Here is a 19839-nt window from a genome sequence, read left to right as displayed (position 1 = left end):
AAGGGCAGATAAGTCATGAAGCAGGAACTGGAAAAGATTTATAAGGAGTTTTCTATAGAGCCGTCTATATTAAAACTTGGAAAAGAAACAGAAGAGAAACTTAAAGAAAGATTTGATGAAATCGATCTTATAGCAGAATATAATCAGTTAAAAGTAATAAAGGCTTTTCAGGAGAATCGTGTCAGCGATATACATTTTGCTGCTACCACAGGTTATGGTTATAACGACCTGGGCAGAGATACCATAGAAAGTGTCTATGCCTCAGTATTTCATACAGAAGCAGCACTTGTAAGACCTCAGCTGATCAGCGGTACTCATGCTCTCAGCACCGCGTTGTCAGGAAATTTAAGACCCGGAGATGAGATTTTATCACCTGTTGGAAAACCCTATGATACCCTGGAAGGAGTTATCGGAATCGGGGAAGACAGCAGTACAGATGGCTTAAAAGGAGCAAGGTTAACCGGATCATTGAGAGAATACGGAATTACCTATGCGCAGGTAGACTTATTAGAGAATGGTGAATACGATTATGAAGGCATAAAAAATGCCATCAACGAGAGAACCAGGCTGATTACCATTCAGCGTTCCAAGGGTTATGCAACCAGACCTACCTTATCTGTAAAACGTATCGGTGAATTGATCGCCTTTATAAAAGCTATTAAGCCCGAAGTTATCTGTATGGTGGATAATTGCTATGGTGAGTTTGTAGAAACCATCGAGCCTACAGATGTAGGCGCTGATCTGGTAGTAGGCTCATTGATTAAAAATCCGGGAGGCGGTCTTGCACCTATCGGAGGATACATTGCCGGTAAAGAAGAATATGTGGAGAATGCGGCTTTCCGCCTGACAGCACCCGGACTTGGCAAAGAAGTAGGTGCTACCCTTGGTATTAACAGCCAGTTGTTCCAGGGCTTGTTCCTGGCACCCCAGGTGGTGTCCGGAGCGTTAAAGGGAGCTATCTTTGCAGCGAATATTTATGAGAAATTAGGTTTTGCTGTTGTTCCTAACGGCAGCGAATCCAGACATGACATTATTCAGGCAGTGACACTTGGCACCAGAGAAGGAGTAATTGCTTTCTGCCGTGGAATCCAGGCAGCAGCACCTGTTGACAGTTATGTGGTTCCGGAGCCTTGGGCAATGCCTGGATATACCTGTGATGTAATCATGGCAGCAGGAGCTTTCATTCAGGGAGCAAGTATCGAACTTAGTGCAGATGCACCGGTGAAACCACCCTATAATGTATATTTTCAGGGAGGGCTGACCTGGTATCATGCCAAATTCGGAATTCTCATGTCTGTACAGAAAATGTATGAAGAAGGTCTTATAACCTTATAAATTATATTATTCTATTGGTGTATACAAAATCAGTATTATATGTTAGAATATAGGGGAAATTTTTGTAGTGGAGGTACAAGTCCGATGTCCAGATTCAATGCTAAGGATACAGGTGTATTATTGATCGTACTGTTAGCCGGTGTGGTCCTGGGTGGCTTCATAGGTTATCTTACAAGGGATATCCCCTATCTGTCATGGCTTAATTATGGACAGCAATTCGGCATCGGAAGTGCCGGACAAAATGGTGTAGTAAAGGTAAATTTGGGTGTATTGGTCGTAAGCTTCGGCTTATCCATTAAAATAACCATTGGCGGTATTATTGGCATAATTCTGGCAATAATATTATACCGTAAGCTTTAAAGGTTCTAAGCATCCTGCTTTTCCCGGAGAGAGAAGGTAGGAGGATAAATGACAGGTAAATATTATACCCTGAAAGACATGCCTGCATCGGAACAACCCTATGAAAAATGTGAAAGATCAGGTCCGGGGGCACTTTCAGATGCTGAACTTCTGGCAGTTATTATACGCTCGGGTTCAACAGGAGAGCGTGTTGTAGATGTGGCGTCCAGGGTACTTTCTTTTTCGGCTGCCTATCCGGGACTTATAGGCTTAAACCATATGAGTCTGAAGGATTTAACATCGATTAAAGGGATAGGCCGTGTAAAGGCGATACAGCTTTTGTGTGTGACAGAATTAACAAAAAGAATGTCTAAGGCAACCAATGAAAAGAGGTTATCACTGATAACTCCCGAAGCGGTTGCCAGTTACTATATGCAGGAAATGAGGCATCTTGCGCGAGAGGTTGTTTATCTTATCATGATGGATGCCAAGAGCAGAATACTAAAGGATATGATAATATCAACCGGTACAGTAAGCAGTTCCCTGCTCTCACCCCGGGAGATTTTTTTGAATGCACTTAAATACGAAGCAGTTAATATCATACTTCTTCATAACCATCCCAGTGGGGACCCAACCCCCAGCAGGGAAGATATCCAAACAACACATCGAATGAAAGAAGCCGGTAATTTAATGGGAATTCGGCTTATGGATCATATAATTATTGGGGATAATAGGTATATAAGCCTTGCAGAACAGGGTTATATTTAGGAAAGGAAAACATTGCAGAGACAGAATCCCTAATAGAAGAATAAGAATACAATTGCAATGAGAAATAAAAAATGTCAGGAAAAACATATGGAATAGACTTTGGTACCAGTACCATTAAAATATACCGAAAAAATGACGGAGTTGTGGTAGATGAAAAAAACATCATCGCAGTAGAAGGCAGGAAAAAGGTAATTGCTGTAGGAAATGAAGCGTTTGAAATGCATGGAAAGGCACCGGCTAATATCAATGTGAGCTATCCTGTAAAATACGGGGTAATAGCAGATATTAACAATATGCTTGAGCTGATTAACTATACCTTTAAAGGGCTTAACAAAAGAGGAGGTATGAGGGCAGCTTCTGTACTCATCGCTACGCCCACAGATATTACAGAAGTAGAAAAAAGAGCTTTCTATGATCTGATTGCAAGCTCACAGGTTAAGCCGAAATCGATTAAAATTGTGGAAAAGCCTATTGCAGATGCAGTAGGTATCGGTCTTGACGTTAACAACGCCAAAGGTGTTATGGTGGTAGACATCGGTGCAGATACTACAGAGGTATCCATAATGTCCTTGGGCGGTATTGTTATCAGCAAGCTTATTCCTATTGGAGGAAACAGGCTGGACGAATCTATCAGGTCTACGGTTAAGAAGACCTACAATCTGGTAATTGGTGATAGAACTGCTGAAACCATCAAAAAAGAATTGGCAACTGCTTCTCCTATGGAAGAAAAGACTATAAAAGCTTATGGCAGGAATGTGGTAACAGGCCTGCCTACAGAAGTTGATATCAGTTCTTCCTTCGTTTATGAATCTATCATTGAGTACATTTATTCCATTATAGATGCAATCCGTATTATTCTGGAAAGAACCCCGCCGGAAATTTCTTCTGATATCATTGACTCCGGTATCTATGTAACCGGTGGTTCCTCTGCCATTAAAGGCTTGGATGTCCTTTTAGCAAAGGAAACCGGACTTAAGATTAATATCTGTAATGATTCAGCGAACACTGTAGTAAACGGACTGGGAAAAATAATCGAAGATGCGAACCTGAAAGAATTGGCAAGTCCATTAAAAGAGGCTGCAATAAAAGGGTAATGTATTTTTAAAGTAAGCAAGGGAGCTATTCAATATGAAAAGGAGAACAGGTTTTTCCATTAATCCGAAGCATCTCTTTATCGGAGGTGTAGTATTATGTCTAATACTAATGTTTATATCATTCCGCTACAGTGAAATCTTATTACCTGTAAAAGGAGCAATCGGTTATGTAGTGACACCCATGCAGAAAGGTATTAATTCCGTTGGAAAAGCCATTGCTGACCAGGGGGATAAGTTTGTCAGTATGAACGACCTGCTAAGTGAAAACGAAGATTTGAAACAGCAGTTGTCTGAGATTACTTATGAAAATAAAATATTACTGCAGGACAAATATGAGCTGGACCGGTACCGTGATCTATATAAGCTCGACAAAAAATATGCCGATTATCCTAAGGTAGGTGCAAGAGTTATCGGAAGGGACCCTAACGATTACTGGTACAGCAGCTTTAAAATCGATAAAGGTACGGATGATGGTATTGCAGTGGATATGAATGTTATTTCCGGCAATGGATTAGTGGGTATCATAGTTGAAGCTCACAAGAATTATTCTATTGTTCGTTCTATAATTGATGATTCCAGTAATGTCTTTGGAATGTTCATCAAGACCTCAGATACCTGTGTGGTTAGCGGAGGGATGGAAGCATATAGCAACGGTGTTATCGATGTATCTTTAATTGGAAAAGACGCGAAGGTAGCTGATGGTTATGAAGTTGTTACCTCTGCTATCAGCCCGAAATACCTGCAGGGAATACTTATAGGTTATATCACGGAAATACAGTTAGAGCCCAATAACCTGACAAAAACAGCAAAATTGATTCCGGCAGTTGATTTCAGCAGACTGGATGAGGTACTTATAATAACCGAATTAAAAGAGGAATTGAAGGATTGATAGATAGGAGTTAAAGTGAAACGATTCGTAATAGTAATGGCTGAAATATTAATATGCTTTTTATTACAGACGACGGTATTCCAATGGCTTTCCCTTGCCAGAGTGGTTCCTAATCTTCTTCTGATACTTACAGTTTCGTCGGGATTAATGAAAGGAAGAAGAGAAGGGCTATTAACCGGATTCCTTTGCGGTCTGTTTATTGATTTGTGTTATGGCGGTATCGTCGGACTATATGCACTGATCTTTATGACAATTGGATATCTGAATGGGTTCTGCTACAAGATATTTGTAAAAGAGAACCTTACGATACCTGTAATACTTGTTGGAATTAGTGATCTGATTTACTTTTTTTTCTACTATGTATTCGAATACTTACTGAGAGGCAGATTAAACATAGGATTTTATTTTTTCCATAAAGGTCTGCCGGAGCTGATTTATACAGTGATTATATCTGTCTTTTTGTATAAGCTGCTGAACATAATCCGAATTAAGACAGAGAAAAAGGAAGAGGAGGAGGCGTTTTAAATGTTGGATATTATATGGGAAAAGATAAAACAGGTATTCACCTCCAGAATGTTTCCGGTTACAATAATATTTCTGTCACTTATTGCTGTCCTGATCAGCAGAATGTATACCCTCCAGATCATTAAGGGGGATCAATATGAAGAAATCTCCCAAGTCAGAGAAACGAGAGAGCGTGAGATTAAAAGTACCAGGGGTAATATTTATGACGTTAAAGGCAAACTTCTTGCCTACAATGAGATTAGTTACTCGGTTGTACTGGAAAACATATCGAAGATTGCTTCCAATGAAGAACTAAATAAAATGCTGTTCCATTTAATTACCATTTTAGAGAAGTATGACAATACCATAGAAAATAACTTTGGAATAGCTCTCAATGAGGAGGGAAAGCTGTACTTTACCGTAAAAGAAACTGCTGAGTTGCGTTTTAAGATGAATGTATACGGTAAATCAAATATCAATAAACTTTCCGAAGAACAGGTAAAAGCTACTCCTGACGAAGTATTTGACTATCTTAGAAACGGTGATAAAAGTGTTGCCATGTTTAAGATCTCGAATGATTATACAATGGAAGAAGCCCTGAAGATAATGGCACTTCGTTATGCTATATTTAGTAACTGGCCGGCATATAATCAGATTATTATTGCTTCTAAAGTCAGTGATGAAACCGTAGCTGCTATTTATGAAAACAGCTCCGAATTACCGGGGGTGGAGATTAAGCAGCAATCTTACCGTGTATATAATGACAGTATCTACAATGCACATATTATTGGTTATACCGGACTTGTCAATGATACGGAAATGCAGAGCATGGGAGATGATTCCGGCTATAACACTTCTGATATGATTGGTAAACTAGGGGTGGAAAAGGTTTTTGAAGAAGAACTTGCCGGAACGAAAGGTATTGAAACCATATCGGTTAATTCTTCGGGTAAATATCTTGAGACCATTAAAAGGACAGAACCGGTTGCTGGCAAGGATGTCTATCTGACCATAGACAGCGATCTTCAAAAAGCTTATTATAAAATAATAGAGAGAGTTCTGGCTGGTATTCTGCTCTCTAAGATAAATAACAGTACAAATGCGGGAACCAGAGGTGAATCTGCGAAAGATATTAAGATTCCTATCTATGATGTTTATTTTGCTTTGATTAACAACAGTGTTATAGATGTCAATAGCTTTAAGGCAGACGATGCAACCAATCTGGAAAAGCAGGTGTACAATAAATACACTGATAAAAGAGACGATGTATTAAAGGAACTGAAATCAAAGCTCTCCAGCAGCTCTGATGCATTGAATTCAAATGTATCTGAGGCAATGGCAGATTATCTGGATTATATCTATGCCAAACTGAAAAGTGAAGGAATTCTTATAACCAAACAAAGCGATATTAAAGACGGAACTTCTCTTTTGGCACCTGTTGATACCAGTGATGACACTTATATAAAATATACGGAAGATAAAATCAGTTTGAGCAAATTTCTTCAGTATGCCTTGTCTAAGAATTGGGTGGACTTAGAGAAATTGGAGGTTGGAAGCAGCTATTACAGCACAGATGAGTTATATGAAATACTTGTTAAGCATGTAATGGATTCGCTGGTGGATGATTTGGCTTTCCAGAAGAAAATATACAAAGAACTGGTATACTCCTATAAATTAACAGGAACTGAAATTTGTCTTTTATTATTTGACCAAGGTGTGTTAAAATATAATAAGGAAGATATCACCAAATTAGAGAACAATACAGTATCAGCTTATTCCTTTATTACAGAAAAGATACGTAATATTGAAATAACTCCTGCACAACTAGCCCTTGATCCTTGCAGTGCCTCAGTTGTAATAACGGATACGAAAACCGGTGAAGTAAGAGCAATGGTATCTTATCCCAGCTATGATAATAATTATTTTGCAAATAAAATAGATTATCAATACTATACCAAGGTAAATGCTGACTTATCCCAACCTACCATATCAAGAGCTACCAAGCAGAAAACAGCTCCCGGATCTACCTTTAAGATGGTTACCTCAATTGCTGCACTGGAAGAGGGCGTTTTAGGTCCTCAGGAAACTGTTTATGATGAGGTTGTTTTCAATAAAGTAACCTATCAGCCACCAAAAGACTGGTCGACCTCCAGCCATGGTAAAGTAAACGTCACCACGGCACTGGAAGTATCCTGTAACTATTTCTTCTATGAAATGGGATGGCGTTTAAGTCTGAATGGAAATGATTCTAATAAGACTGCCATCGGGCTTGAAAAGTTATCAAAATATGCTACTTTACTGGGCCTAAATAAGAAATCAGGAATTGAGCTTGAAGAAGCTGAACCAAAGAGTTCCGATATGGATGCAGTCCGCTCTGCCATTGGACAGGGTACGAACAATTATACTCCAGTACAGTTAGCCAGATATGTGACTACTGTTGCCACAGGAGGAACCTCCTATAAGCTTACCCTTTTAAGCAAGGTAGTTGATAAAAATGGTAAGGTCCTGGATAAAAATGAACTTGAGAAGGATAAGAAGAATAAGGAAGATAAGGAAAGTAAAAACAAGCAGGAAGAGGAAAATAGCAAGACTGAGCATATTGACTCAATAAGCAGTACTTACTGGAATCTTGTACATGAAGGTATGTATAAGGTTGCAAACGGTAGCAGAAGTTCAGTGTCCTACCTGTTTAAGGATTTTCCTGTGACAGTTGCAGGTAAGACTGGTACAGCCCAGGAAAGCCGTTCAAGAGGTAATCATGCGTTATTTGCTTCTTATGGTCCTTATGAAGATCCTGAAATTTCTATGATTGCTGTAATACCTAATGGTTATGCCTCCAGCAACGCTGTTGAACTGAGCAAGAATTTATACGGCTATTACTTTAATGTAGATGGCTTTACAGATCCAGAGGGAAAAGCTATTATGCCGGAATCCCAGACAACATCCTTTACTGACTAAACCAAAACAACGGCAGTGTCTTTGGTTTTGGTTTATCAGTGTGTTTTATAAGTTAAGTTATCAGGAGGTGTTTATGAACAACCCAGTTATTATAAAAGGCAATAAATATGGTATAATAGTTGTATTAGACAGTGATATGGACTATGAAAGCTTAAGAGAAAAAATAGCAGAAAAATTTCGGGAATCCGCAAAATTTTTTGATAAAGCTCAGATGGCTCTGAGCTTTGAGGGGAGAAAGCTGACCAACGAACAGCAAAGGGATGTTCTTAATATCATTGCAGAAGAGACTATGCTTCATGTAGTTTGTGTAATTGAAGATGACCCGGGACAGGAAGAAAAGTTCAAAAAAGCATTGGATGAAAAGCTGATGGAATTGTCTAATGCCAGCGGACAGTTCTATAAAGGAAATCTTCGTTCCGGACAGGTACTTGAGTCTGAGACAAGTATAATTGTAATTGGAGATATTAATCCAGGAGCCAGAATCGTATCAAAAGGAAATATCATTGTACTTGGCTCCTTAAAGGGAAGTGTCTTTGCCGGTGCCTCGGGTAATAACAACTCTTTTGTAGTTGCTCTTGATATGAATCCTGTTCAGATTCGAATAGCAGATACCATTGCAAGATCTCCGGACAAGCCGGAAAAAACAGCAGCGAAAGAAACCAAAATTGCTTTTTTGGAAGATGGAAATATCTATATAGAGCCTTTGAGTAAAGAGGTTATAAATGATATAAACTTATAATAAGTTTTTGGAGGATAATTTAATGGGTGAAGTAATAGTAATAACATCCGGCAAGGGTGGAGTAGGTAAGACAACAACAACAGCCAATGTAGGAACAGGCCTTGCAAAGCTTGATAAGAAAGTAATCTTGATCGATACAGATATAGGTCTCAGAAATCTGGATGTTGTTATGGGCTTAGAGAACCGGATCGTTTATAACCTGGTGGACGTAATAGAAGGTAATTGCCGAGTGAAGCAGGCGCTTATAAAAGATAAGAGATATCCTAATCTGTATCTGTTGCCTTCAGCACAAACAAGAGATAAAACAGCAGTTACTCCGGAACAGATGAAGAAACTTGCAGATGAACTGAGAGATGAATTTGATTACATAATAATGGACTGCCCCGCAGGTATTGAACAGGGATTTAAAAACGCAATTGCAGGCGCGGACAGAGCATTAGTGGTTACTACCCCTGAAGTATCAGCTGTAAGGGATGCTGACCGTATTATCGGTCTCTTAGAGGCCAATGAAATGAAGCAGACACATTTAATAGTAAACCGCTTAAGACCTGATATGGTTAAGAGAGGTGATATGATGTCCAGTGAAGATGTTGTGGAGATACTTGCCATCAGCCTAATCGGTGTCGTACCCGATGATGAGAATATCGTTATCTCAACCAATCAGGGAGAACCTTTGGTTGGCACCAGTACATTAGCTGGACAGGCTTATATGAATATCTGCCGCAGAATTTTAGGGGAGGAAGTTCCATTCCTTGATTTAAAGGGAAAACAGGGACTGTTTAACTGGCTGGCTAACTTACTAAAGAAGAATTAGGGAGAGGAGTATTAAAATGGGATTAGCTGATTTTTTCAAAAAAAAGACTTCAAGCGGTGTTGCAAAAGATCGTCTGAAGCTGGTGCTTGTCTCAGACAGGGCAGGATGTTCACCGGAATTAATGGAACAGATCAAGAACGATATAATTGCCGTTATTTCCAGGTATGTAGAAATTGACACTGAAGGACTGGATATTAAGATTACCCAGACAGAGTCTGAAGGTAATAATGGGACTGTACCTGCGTTGTTTGCAAATATTCCTATAAGAGATATGAAGTCCAATAAATAATTGTAAAGTTAGGGTAAAAATATGTTTCCATTTAAAAAGTACAGTATAAGCAACTATGATTTCAGCATAATGACTTTGGTAATTATTCTAAGCAGTATTGGAATATACCTGGTCCGAATTGTTAATGAGGCCTTTTTCTTAAAGCATTTAATGGGTCTTGTTCTTGGTGTTTTCATACTGGTATTTGTATCCCTGGTAGATTACCATTTTATCAGCCAATTCTATATTATACTATACTTTATAAATCTGATACTCCTGGCAGCTGTTAGGCTGATAGGAGTTGAGCACTACAGCGCAAAGAGATGGCTTGATTTAAAAGTATTTGAATTTCAGCCATCTGAGTTAACGAAGATTATACTTATCATTTTTATGGCAAAACTCTTAGTGATATTTAAAGAGAAGATGAATAAATTTTATGTATTTTTCTTATTAACAGCACTTATCGGGATTCCAACTTTTTTAGTTTTCATACAACCACATTTATCTACAACTCTTGTTATTCTGTTTATTTTTGCTATAATGATATTTGTAGGAGGATTAAGCCTTAAAATAATTCTGCCAATCCTGTTGGTTACCATACCGATTGTAGCCGGAACTTTATGGGGGATTCAGAATCATTACGATATCTTCTTCCTGACGGATTATCATCAGAACAGAATTGAAGCTTATCTGAACCCGGAGGCAGACACCTCCTCTGATACCTTATACCAGCAGGAGAATTCTGTTGAGGTTATCGGATCGGGTAAGTTAACTGGAAAGCTATTTTCAGAAGGCAAAGATGCCATCCAAAGCGACACCTACGTTCCGGTAGCTGAAAGTGATTTTATTTTTTCAGTTGCCAGTGAAAGCCTTGGATTTTTAGGCAGCTGTGCTATAATAGTGCTATTATCAATTATCATTTTTAAGTGTCTTATTATAGCAAGCCATGCGCCTGACAGATTGGGACGTATGATTGCTACAGGGATTTCTGCTATGTTTGTGTTTCAGATGTTTGTCAATATCGGTGTTGCAACTGCTATACTGCCTAATACCGGTATTCCGCTGCCTTTTGTCAGTTACGGATTAAGTTCCATGATGAGCAGCATGATATCCATCGGAATCATAATCAATATAAATTTACAGAGAAAATATAGAAGGGGGTAACACCACACATGAATATTGGTATGATAGCACATGATGCAAAGAAAAAATTAATGCAGAATTTTTGTATCGCATATCGAGGTATATTAAATAAGCATGAGCTTTATGCAACCGGAACCACCGGTAGATTAATCGAGGAAGTAACAAACTTAAATATCCATAAATATCTGGCAGGTCACTTAGGCGGTGAACAGCAGATGGGTGCTCAGATTGAGCATAATCAGATGGATTTAGTGATTTTTTTAAGAGATCCCCTTTCACCAAAATCCCACGAACCCGATGTTAACACTGTAGTAAGGCTTTGTGATACACATAATATCCCCTTGGCTACCAATTTAGCATCAGCCGAATTAATGATAAAGGCTCTTGACAGAGGTGACCTTGACTGGCGTGAAATATTACGCTCTTGATATGAAAGCTGATAAGACAATGAAGAAAAAACTGTTTTGTATTGTAGTGTCTGTTTCACTGCTCACTGGATGCAGCAGCAAAGAAAATCTTGCGCTACCCTTTTCAGATACTGCTGAAACGAATCAGGTATATGCAAATTATACCGATGAGTTAAGCAGTGATCAATCTGATTTTTTTGCATCTGAGCTTGTAGTAATACCGGACGAACTAAATCACATGTCGGATTCTGCTATAACGGCAGAATCTTCTTTAATTGTCAATGATACGGATAATGATGTGATTTTTGCCAATAATGTATATGAGAGGTTATATCCAGCCAGTCTTACGAAACTGATTACTGCACTGGTAGTGCTGGAAGAAGGTAACCTGGAGGATACTGTAACAGTAAGCTATAATGCTTCCCATATAACGGAAAGCGGAGCTAAGTTATGCGGGCTGAAAGAAGGAGACACCATTAAATTAAAGGATCTTCTTTACGCGTTTCTTATTTATTCCGGAAATGACGCTGGTATTGCTATCGCAGAGCATGTAGGAGGTACAGTGGGCGAATTTGCAAAAATGATGAATAAAGCTGCCAAAGATGCAGGTGCGGTTCATTCAAACTTTGTCAATCCCCATGGATTACATGACGATAATCACTATACCACTGCATACGATTTGTATCTGATATTTCACCAGTTGGTGAAGTATGATGAATTTCTTTCTATTATTAAAACTACGGAATATACTGTAACATATGAAGATGTTTCCAAAGAATCAGTAACGAAGACCTTTCTTACCACCAACCGTTATCTTAAAGGGACAGAGAATGCACCAGAGGGAATAACAGTAGTAGGCGGAAAGACAGGAACGACCAGTAAGGCAGGTAACTGCCTCATTTTGTATAGCCAGGATAAAGATAATAAAGATTATATCTCCCTTATTTTGAAAGCAGACAGCGGTAACAGTCTTTTCACACAAATGACAGATTTACTGAAAATGATTAAATGACCGATTGTATATTATAGGAACATAAAGCTGTTCATAGGAACATAAGGCTGTTTCTATAATCGGATGGATGGCGGAAAAGCACCGCCTTTTATCAGAAATTTGAAATGTAATTTCTGATAAGGTATATTATGGTTGTGCTTTAGGTGAAAATATACTATAATAAAACTGTATTAAGGAATTATTTATAAGTTTTCACCTAATTAAATACACATCTTAAGGAGGAGATTACAATGATACAGATAATAGCAGGCGAAAAAGGTAAAGGCAAGACCAAAATACTGATCGAAAAAGCTAATCTGGCAGCAAGAGAAGCGAAAGGCAATGTAGTTTATCTGGATAAGAACAATAAGCATATGTATGAGCTTAGCAACAGGATAAGGCTTATTAATGTGAAAGATTATTGTATTGAGAATCCCAGCGAATTTATTGGTTTCTTATGCGGTCTTGTATCACAGGATCATGATCTGGAAGCAGTTTTTCTGGATAGTTTTCTAACCATCGCCTTTATTGAAGGTGATCTCTTAACTCCCACCTTAAAGAAAATTGAGAAAATTTCAAAAGAATATGATGTGGATTTTACCCTGAGCATTTCCATGGCGGAACATGCTTTTCCTGAATTAATGAGAGAAAATATAGCAGTAGCTTTATAAAATATACACAAAATAGGAGGCAGGTTATGATTAACCTGCCTCCTATTTTTACGCTCATCGTTATTATTCGCTGCGAAGTCTTCCGAAATAACTCAGAGCATACAAACCTGCAATACCTACCAGAGCGTAAATAATTCTGGACACTACTGTCATGTCACCAAATATCACTCTTACAAGGTCAAATCCCAAGAAGCCGATAAGACCCCAGTTGATGGCGCCGATGATAACAAGCGTCAATGCGATATAATCTAATGTTTTCACTTGATTACCTCCTTCTTGCATTCAATATTGTTTCCAATTATGTACAAAATATTCTTAATGAAAAATATAGGTGTTTACATTTTATATTTATATAAAATATGAGTCTAAAAATATTAATTTAGGGCTTTCATTCTTCTCTGGTAGAAAGTATAATAGATAAAGATATATAGAAGTTAAATTAAGATTTTTTACCACTTACAAACATAAAAGATTGCATATAATCAAAATGTTCTATAACAGGAAGAGGAAAATGATAGAATTTAACTTGTATAGAAGAGTAGAAGATTTCAATAGCGGATTTTGATTAATTTTTATGCAGAATAAAGGTAAAATAAAATGTAATCAGTTCGTTAATAGAAATCAGAGGGGGTTATAATTTGAGTTCTGATAAAAAAGTTACTAAATTCAGAAGAGCCAGAACAATCAATATAGGATTCATAATATTTTTTATTATCTTTGTCTATGTGATTGTTAATATTTATATCTACTTCACCAGTGAGCATTTAACCATATATGAGGTGAAGGAAGGTTCAGCTGCTGATGACTTTGTATTGGACGGGATTATTTTTAGAGATGAGAAGATTGTAAGTACAGATACTGCCGGGTATATAAATTATTATCATCGTGATGGAGAACGTGTTGCTAAGAATTCAGTGGTTTATTCCGTTGATGAAGGTAACGCTTATGCAGAAGAATTAGCTGCTGATAATACCAATACTTCAATATCTTCAGATGATTCCTTGGCTATCAAAAATGAAATAACAGATTTTCAGAAGGATTATGACAGCGGAGATTTTACATATGTTTATCAATTAAAAGAAGAACTTAAGAATTCCTCCATGCAGATCTACAATGACAGTATGCTCACGAACTTAAAGACTTTAATGAAGGATAAAACAGCTTCGTTAAAAGTGGCAAAAAGTGATACAAGCGGTGTGATATGTTATTATACAGATGGATATGAAAATCTGAGTGCAGATTCCGCTACCTCAGCTACTTTTGATAAGAGTGCCTATCAGAAGACACAGCTTCGGACCAACAAGCTGCAGAATAAGGGAAATTCGGTTTACAAGATAATAACAAGTGATAATTGGAGTATCCTTTATCTTCTAAATGAAGAACAATATAATAAGATAAAAGACAACGAAAAAGTTACTATAATTTTCACCTCAGATGGACTGAAGCAAACACTGCCGGTTAAGATATTTCAGAAAGGCAATGATTATTATGCCCAGGTAACCTTAACACGCTATATGCCAAGGTATATCAACCAAAGATTTATTTCTACGGAAATTGTTATAAATTCAGCAGAAGGCTTAAAGATACCGGTTACTTCCATTGTTGAGAAGAAGTTCTATCAGGTTCCACTTTCCTATTTTAGAAAAGGCGGGGATTCCAACAAGGAGGGATTAACCCGTGTTATCACCTCTTCTGATGGAGGCAATGAGAAAACCACCCATGAATTTATAGCCACGGATATCTATTATCAGGATGAAGAATATGCCTATGTTGACACGAATCTTTTCGGAACAAGAGATATGATAATCGGGGAAGACGAAAAGGATACTTTTATCTTGGACAAGACGGAGGTTTTTAAAGGAGTCTTTAATGTAAATAAAGGATATGCGGTTTTCCGGCAGATTGAAATACTTTATCAAAATGAAGAATACTGTATCGTCAAGAAAAATACAGTTAACGGACTTTCTGTATATGACCATATAGCTTTAGATAGCAGTACGGCAACAGAACAAGCTTTAATATATTAATGAAAATATAGCATAATAATAAAGCTACTTAAAATCAATCAGGAAAGGATGACATAATTTTGAGTTCTGAAGCAATCAGAAAAAATCTTGAGGAAGTTGAATTAAGAATAAATGCCGCCTGTACCAGAGCCGGCAGGAAACGAAATGATGTAACTTTAATCGCAGTCAGTAAGACAAAGCCTGTTCCGGACATTGAAGTTGCTATCAAGGAAGGAATAGGAGTATTTGGAGAAAACAAAGTACAAGAATTGACAGAAAAGTATGAGGTTCTCCCGAAAGAATTACAATGGCATTTAATTGGTCATCTTCAGACAAATAAAGTCAAATATATTGTGGATAAAGCAGTGCTCATACATTCGGTTGATACCTATAAACTGGCACAGCAGATACAAAAAGAAGCAGAGAAAAAAGATATCGTCAGCAATATTCTTATAGAGGTAAATGTTGCCAGAGAAGAGAGCAAATACGGGGTTTTAGAAGAGAATCTATTGCCATTGATAACAGAAATTTCTAAACTTCCGAATGTTCGGATATGCGGTTTAATGACAATTGCCCCCAATGTGGATGAACCTGAAAAAAACAGAAAGTATTTTAGAAAATTGCGACAATTAAATGTTGACATAAAAATGAAAAACATTGATAATGTTACTATGGATGTGCTCTCAATGGGAATGACAGGGGATTACGAAGTCGCCATTGAAGAAGGAGCAACAATGGTCCGGGTAGGAACAGGTATTTTCGGGGAACGTAATTATACAAGCCTTTAGGGGCGACATAATTACAGATAGGAGACAAGGAGCATGGAAAATATATTTAAAAGTATTTTAGATTCACTAAAGCTTACTGAAGATGAATATGAAGATGACGATTTTGATGAAAAAGAATATAAGCGTGCAGAAAGACAAGAAAAGAAAGCGGTAAAAAACGCCTATCAGCCTGCCTATGAAACAGAAATGCCTTCCCAAACCGTCAATAATGTGTTGAATGAGGCAAGAAAAGAAAGGCAGATGAAGATGGAAAGGGACAAGTCCGGTCCAAGTAAGGTGGTTCCTATAAGGACAAGCCCCAAAGGATTTGAGGTTTGTATCATGAAACCCGGTACATTTGAAGATTCTCAGGAAATCTGTGATATGCTTTTATCAGGAAGAGCTGCTGTAATTAACCTGGAAGGACTGGATGTTGATCTGGCCCAGCGTATTATGGATTTTATATCAGGTGCGGTGTATTCCTTAAACGGTAAATTGCATCAGATATCAGGTTTTATTTTTATCATATCACCGGAGTCCGTGGACATATCCGGAGATTATGCAGATATACTACAGAATAATGGCTTCGAAGTGCCTACACTAAATAAGGATTTCTAATAATGGTTCAAACTATATATTCAACCTTTTATATGTTTTTTGTAGTATTGCAGGTAATACTGCTACTATTTATGGTATCCTCCTGGTTTAATGGGGGAGAAAAATTCAAAAATCTTTTGTCCTTGTTAATTGAGCCGATTTTAACACCGGTGCGCTTTCTGCTGAAATATTCTATTTTCAGCAATCCTGCCGCTGATTTATCACCTTTGATCAGTTTTGTGTTAATCATGTTTTTACAGGATTTCTTTGTAAAATTATTAAACGGGAGCTAAGATGAACACGGATAAAGAAGATAATCTATTAAAGAAGCGGTTAATGGAGCTGGCAAGAACTGCTTATAATAAGAACATAAATACTTATACTGATTTTCTTACACTGCATGATATCAGTATTTTTCATAGTATAAAACCGGAATTACCAAATGTAAATCATGAGCTTTTCGGCGGGTTTGAAACTGCGGAAAGGAAAATTCTATGCTTTTGCGGAGATTCCTCCGTGAAAGCTTTTTCCGATTATATTGCCTGTATAAAGATTCTCCCTAATAATAAGAAATTCAGTGATGAATTCAGTCACAGAGACTTTTTGGGTTCTATCATGAATCTGGGAATTGAGAGAGGCAAAATAGGGGATATTCTGGTTAAGGAAAAAGAAGGTTTTGTATATTGTGAATCAAGAATAGGAAATTTTCTGGCAGATAACTTAGAGAAGATAAAACATACAAAAGTAAACTGCGAAGTAATTTACGGGGACTTACCTGATTTCCCGCCGGATTTCAAGGAAATCCGGGGCAGTATAGCCTCGCCAAGACTGGATGCAGTCATTGCGCTGGCCTTTCAATCCTCCAGGAGCAGCATATTGTCATTAATAGCGGGAGGTAAGGTCTATGTTGATGGAAGGCTTATAGAAAGTAACAGCTATCAGTTAAAAGAAAATGAAACTGTATCCGTGAGAGGTCACGGGAAATTTATTTATAAAGGACTTGAGAATCAGACGAAAAAAGGACGGTATTATGTATCGTTATTAAAATACATTTAGGAGGGGAAAGTTATGATAACACCGATTGAACTGCAAAGTAAAACTTTTAAATCAGGTATTGGATATGACAAAAAGGATGTAGAAGGTTTTATATCTGAATTGCAGAAAAGTTATGAAACCATGTACAAAGAAAACATGGAATTAAATGATAGGGTTAATACTTTAAATGAAGGTATTAATTATTATAAATCTATCGAAAAGACCCTTCAAAAAGCGCTGCTGCTTGCAGAACAGGCGGCAGAGGATACAAAAGAAGCAGCCAGAAAACAGGCGAAAGCAATTGAAGATGAAGCGAACGGTAAGGCACAGCTGATTATATCAGAAAGCTATAAAGAAGTTGTAATGCTGAAACAACAGACAATAAAATTGGTTCAGCAATATGAGGCTTTCAAGACACAATTTAAACATCTTGCAGCTGCACAGACAGAGCTTCTGGAAAGTGAAGCCTTTAGAATACATACGGACGATCTTGACCTGTCCCTGGAAAATGTCGGAGCAGTTATCTCCAATAAACAGGCTGCAGTAACCTTAGAGCCTGCAGAGCAGACCGACAGAGAGGATAAACCAAAGGATACGGGTGTAACGGCGGAAGAGCTGGAGGCATTTGAATTCTTTCACTCCTCAGAAGCATAACATAAAAGCGGCTTTACGCAAATTAATGCCTGCGGACAGCGTTTGCAGGATTGAGAAAGGCATGGTTCGTATGATGCAGAATACCAATCGTATTACAATTAAGAAAGATAATACGCCTATCTATGATATTGTTCTTGCAGAAGATTATAACCCTTTTCTGAAAGAATTAGAAGCACTTAAACTGGAAGGCAGAAAGGTTTGTATTGTTACTGATTCGAATGTCAGTAAGCTTCACTTAAATAACCTGTTAGAAATCGTAAAAGATTATGCAAGAGTTGTTGAAACCTTTACCTTTCCGGCTGGAGAGGACAGTAAAACCCTGGCGACAGTAGAGCTCTTATATGAGAAATTAATACAATCCAATTTTGACAGAAATGACATGCTTTTTGCCTTAGGCGGTGGAGTGGTAGGTGATCTTACCGGATATGCTGCAGCAACCTATTTAAGAGGCATAGCCTTCCTGCAGATACCTACGACCCTCTTAGCCTGTGTTGACAGCAGTATAGGCGGTAAAACAGGTGTTGATTTTAAAGCTTATAAGAATATGGTAGGTGCTTTTCATCAGCCAAGGCTGGTATATATTAACCTTGCTCATCTTAATACCCTGGATAACAGACAATTCTGTAATGGAATGGGTGAAGTTATAAAGCATGGTTTAATCAGGGATATAGAGTATTATGAATGGCTTAAGGGCAACAGGGAGGCTATTTTAAAAAGAGATCCCCAGGCCTTAAAAGAAATGGTACTGCGCTCCTGTAAAATCAAACAAATGGTAGTCGAAATCGATCCTACAGAGAAAGGTGTCAGAGCATTATTGAATTTCGGTCATACACTGGGGCATTCCATTGAAAGATTAATGGAGTTTAAATTATTGCATGGAGAATGCGTATCCATTGGTATGGTCTCGGCAGCTTACCTTTCTCAGGTACATGGCTATCTTAACAAAGACGATGTAACAGAAATTACAGAAACATTAAGCTCTTTCAATTTGCCCGTTAACTTAACGGATACGGATATTCCTTCTGAAGAATTTTTAAGGGTATGCTTTCATGATAAGAAAGTAGATGGAAATCTGATTAAATTTATTTTGTTAAAAGAAAAAGGAAATGCAGTGATTGACACATCGGTAAGCAGAGAGGATATTCTGGAGGCTGTGAACTGTATTAAAAAAACGAAATTATCGGAGGCAATATGCGAAAATTAAGACATCTGTTATATCTTATCCTGCTAATCGGATTCGACCAGTTCACAAAATACCTGGTAGTACAAAATCTGCAGGATAACCCATTTATCTTAATCCCTAAAGTTTTTCAGCTTACCTATCATGAAAATGATGGTGCAGTTTGGGGCATATTAAGCGGACGAACAATTTTTCTGGTACTTATGGCAGTTATATTATTGAGTTTTATGGTATTTATCTATATAAAAGTACCCAATGAGAAAAGATATAATGCGCTTCATATAATCCTTATATTTATCTGTGCAGGAGCAGTTGGTAATCTCTTGGATCGAATCCTTAAAGGTTATGTAGTGGACTTCTTATACTTTGAACTCATTGATTTCCCTATCTTCAATGTAGCAGATTGCTATATAACCATATCCTCTGTCCTGTTGGTGCTTTTGGGGTTATTTTATTATAAGGATGAAGATTTTGCTTTCCTTACCCTTAAAAATACTAAAGCAGTTACGGCAACCGGTGGTGATGCTGGTGAGAAGGCTGTTGAGAAAGACAAACCGGAAGATTCTCAGACTGAGGAAAAGGAAGAGGACCAAATCAGATAACGAGTATTTTAAGCTATTATACTAGTAATATTGCAAGAAATCCTGCGGTATGTATTAGAGTCTAAAAATACAATTAGA

Annotated in this window: 23 protein-coding genes; 22 read left to right on the top strand and 1 reads right to left on the bottom strand. The window is 37.7% G+C overall.

Annotated elements, in window-relative coordinates; genetic code table 11:
- Positions 1-15: 15 nt before the first annotated feature.
- The 14 genes from BR73_RS0116110 (at position 16) to BR73_RS0116045 (ending at position 12920) form a co-directional block, all read left to right on the top strand.
- On the top strand, positions 16-1335 hold the full coding sequence (locus tag BR73_RS0116110; RefSeq protein ID WP_033166370.1) for a methionine gamma-lyase family protein: 1320 nt from the start codon (positions 16-18) through the stop codon (positions 1333-1335).
- Between the two features lie 84 nt (positions 1336-1419).
- Positions 1420-1695, top strand: a complete 276-nt coding sequence (locus tag BR73_RS0116105; protein ID WP_033166369.1) for a DUF4321 domain-containing protein — start codon at positions 1420-1422, stop codon at positions 1693-1695.
- 48 nt (positions 1696-1743) lie between these two features.
- Positions 1744-2442, top strand: a complete 699-nt coding sequence (gene radC, locus BR73_RS0116100) for a DNA repair protein RadC (RefSeq protein WP_033166368.1) — start codon at positions 1744-1746, stop codon at positions 2440-2442.
- Between the two features lie 71 nt (positions 2443-2513).
- Positions 2514-3536: a rod shape-determining protein gene (locus tag BR73_RS0116095; protein WP_033166367.1), complete on the top strand. Its 1023-nt coding sequence runs from the start codon at positions 2514-2516 to the stop codon at positions 3534-3536.
- Positions 3537-3570: 34 nt separating this feature from the next.
- Positions 3571-4425 (top strand): rod shape-determining protein MreC, encoded by an 855-nt coding sequence (mreC, locus tag BR73_RS0116090; RefSeq protein WP_033166366.1) that lies wholly within the window; start codon positions 3571-3573, stop codon positions 4423-4425.
- Between the two features lie 15 nt (positions 4426-4440).
- Entirely contained in the window at positions 4441-4950 is a 510-nt protein-coding gene (gene mreD, locus BR73_RS0116085; RefSeq protein ID WP_033166365.1) for a rod shape-determining protein MreD, read from the top strand.
- Complete coding sequence (locus BR73_RS0116080; protein WP_033166364.1) at positions 4951-7887, top strand: penicillin-binding transpeptidase domain-containing protein; 2937 nt, start codon at positions 4951-4953, stop codon at positions 7885-7887. It begins immediately after the preceding gene.
- 73 nt (positions 7888-7960) lie between these two features.
- Positions 7961-8626: a septum site-determining protein MinC gene (gene minC, locus BR73_RS0116075; protein WP_033166363.1), complete on the top strand. Its 666-nt coding sequence runs from the start codon at positions 7961-7963 to the stop codon at positions 8624-8626.
- A gap of 22 nt (positions 8627-8648) precedes the next feature.
- Entirely contained in the window at positions 8649-9440 is a 792-nt protein-coding gene (gene minD, locus BR73_RS0116070) for a septum site-determining protein MinD (protein WP_033166362.1), read from the top strand.
- 16 nt (positions 9441-9456) lie between these two features.
- Complete coding sequence (gene minE / locus BR73_RS0116065) at positions 9457-9729, top strand: cell division topological specificity factor MinE (protein WP_033166361.1); 273 nt, start codon at positions 9457-9459, stop codon at positions 9727-9729.
- Between the two features lie 21 nt (positions 9730-9750).
- Positions 9751-10872, top strand: a complete 1122-nt coding sequence (locus tag BR73_RS0116060) for an FtsW/RodA/SpoVE family cell cycle protein (RefSeq protein WP_033166360.1) — start codon at positions 9751-9753, stop codon at positions 10870-10872.
- Positions 10873-10880: 8 nt separating this feature from the next.
- Positions 10881-11279 (top strand): methylglyoxal synthase, encoded by a 399-nt coding sequence (locus BR73_RS0116055; protein ID WP_033166359.1) that lies wholly within the window; start codon positions 10881-10883, stop codon positions 11277-11279.
- Positions 11260-12270: a serine hydrolase gene (locus tag BR73_RS0116050; RefSeq protein ID WP_051685247.1), complete on the top strand. Its 1011-nt coding sequence runs from the start codon at positions 11260-11262 to the stop codon at positions 12268-12270. The genes BR73_RS0116055 and BR73_RS0116050 overlap by 20 nt, the downstream gene beginning before the upstream one ends.
- Before the next feature lie 230 nt (positions 12271-12500).
- Positions 12501-12920, top strand: coding sequence for a hypothetical protein (locus BR73_RS0116045; RefSeq protein ID WP_033166358.1), 420 nt, complete (start codon positions 12501-12503; stop codon positions 12918-12920).
- A gap of 63 nt (positions 12921-12983) precedes the next feature.
- Here BR73_RS0116045 and BR73_RS0116040 read toward each other — a convergent pair whose 3' ends face one another.
- Positions 12984-13181 carry a DUF378 domain-containing protein gene (locus BR73_RS0116040; protein WP_033166357.1) on the bottom strand — a complete coding sequence of 66 codons (198 nt, stop codon included), beginning with the start codon at positions 13179-13181 and terminating at the stop codon, positions 12984-12986.
- A gap of 377 nt (positions 13182-13558) precedes the next feature.
- On the opposite strand from BR73_RS0116040, the gene BR73_RS0116035 reads away from it, so the two are divergent.
- From BR73_RS0116035 to lspA, 8 genes are read left to right on the top strand one after another with little or no spacing between them, the layout of a single operon-like run.
- Positions 13559-14947, top strand: coding sequence for an HlyD family efflux transporter periplasmic adaptor subunit (locus BR73_RS0116035; protein ID WP_033166356.1), 1389 nt, complete (start codon positions 13559-13561; stop codon positions 14945-14947).
- Positions 14948-15006: 59 nt separating this feature from the next.
- Positions 15007-15714 (top strand): YggS family pyridoxal phosphate-dependent enzyme, encoded by a 708-nt coding sequence (locus BR73_RS0116030; protein ID WP_242860688.1) that lies wholly within the window; start codon positions 15007-15009, stop codon positions 15712-15714.
- 33 nt (positions 15715-15747) lie between these two features.
- Positions 15748-16311: a cell division protein SepF gene (locus BR73_RS0116025; protein ID WP_033166355.1), complete on the top strand. Its 564-nt coding sequence runs from the start codon at positions 15748-15750 to the stop codon at positions 16309-16311.
- Between the two features lie 2 nt (positions 16312-16313).
- Complete coding sequence (locus tag BR73_RS0116020) at positions 16314-16583, top strand: YggT family protein (RefSeq protein ID WP_033166354.1); 270 nt, start codon at positions 16314-16316, stop codon at positions 16581-16583.
- A 1-nt stretch (position 16584) separates the two neighbouring features.
- Complete coding sequence (locus tag BR73_RS0116015) at positions 16585-17346, top strand: YlmH/Sll1252 family protein (RefSeq protein ID WP_033166353.1); 762 nt, start codon at positions 16585-16587, stop codon at positions 17344-17346.
- Positions 17347-17358: 12 nt separating this feature from the next.
- Complete coding sequence (locus tag BR73_RS0116010; protein WP_051685246.1) at positions 17359-17979, top strand: DivIVA domain-containing protein; 621 nt, start codon at positions 17359-17361, stop codon at positions 17977-17979.
- Positions 17951-19183 carry a 3-dehydroquinate synthase gene (gene aroB, locus BR73_RS0116005; protein ID WP_242860687.1) on the top strand — a complete coding sequence of 411 codons (1233 nt, stop codon included), beginning with the start codon at positions 17951-17953 and terminating at the stop codon, positions 19181-19183. The genes BR73_RS0116010 and aroB overlap by 29 nt, the downstream gene beginning before the upstream one ends.
- Positions 19171-19761 carry a signal peptidase II gene (lspA, locus tag BR73_RS0116000; RefSeq protein WP_081848685.1) on the top strand — a complete coding sequence of 197 codons (591 nt, stop codon included), beginning with the start codon at positions 19171-19173 and terminating at the stop codon, positions 19759-19761. The genes aroB and lspA overlap by 13 nt, the downstream gene beginning before the upstream one ends.
- Positions 19762-19839: the final 78 nt, after the last annotated feature.

It is taken from the genome of Clostridium sp. KNHs205 (assembly GCF_000702945.1).
Taxonomy (GTDB): Bacteria; Bacillota; Clostridia; order Lachnospirales; family Lachnospiraceae; genus Anaerocolumna.
Note: the sequence above shows the minus strand (reverse complement) of the source record. Positions and strands in the feature narration are given on the sequence as shown.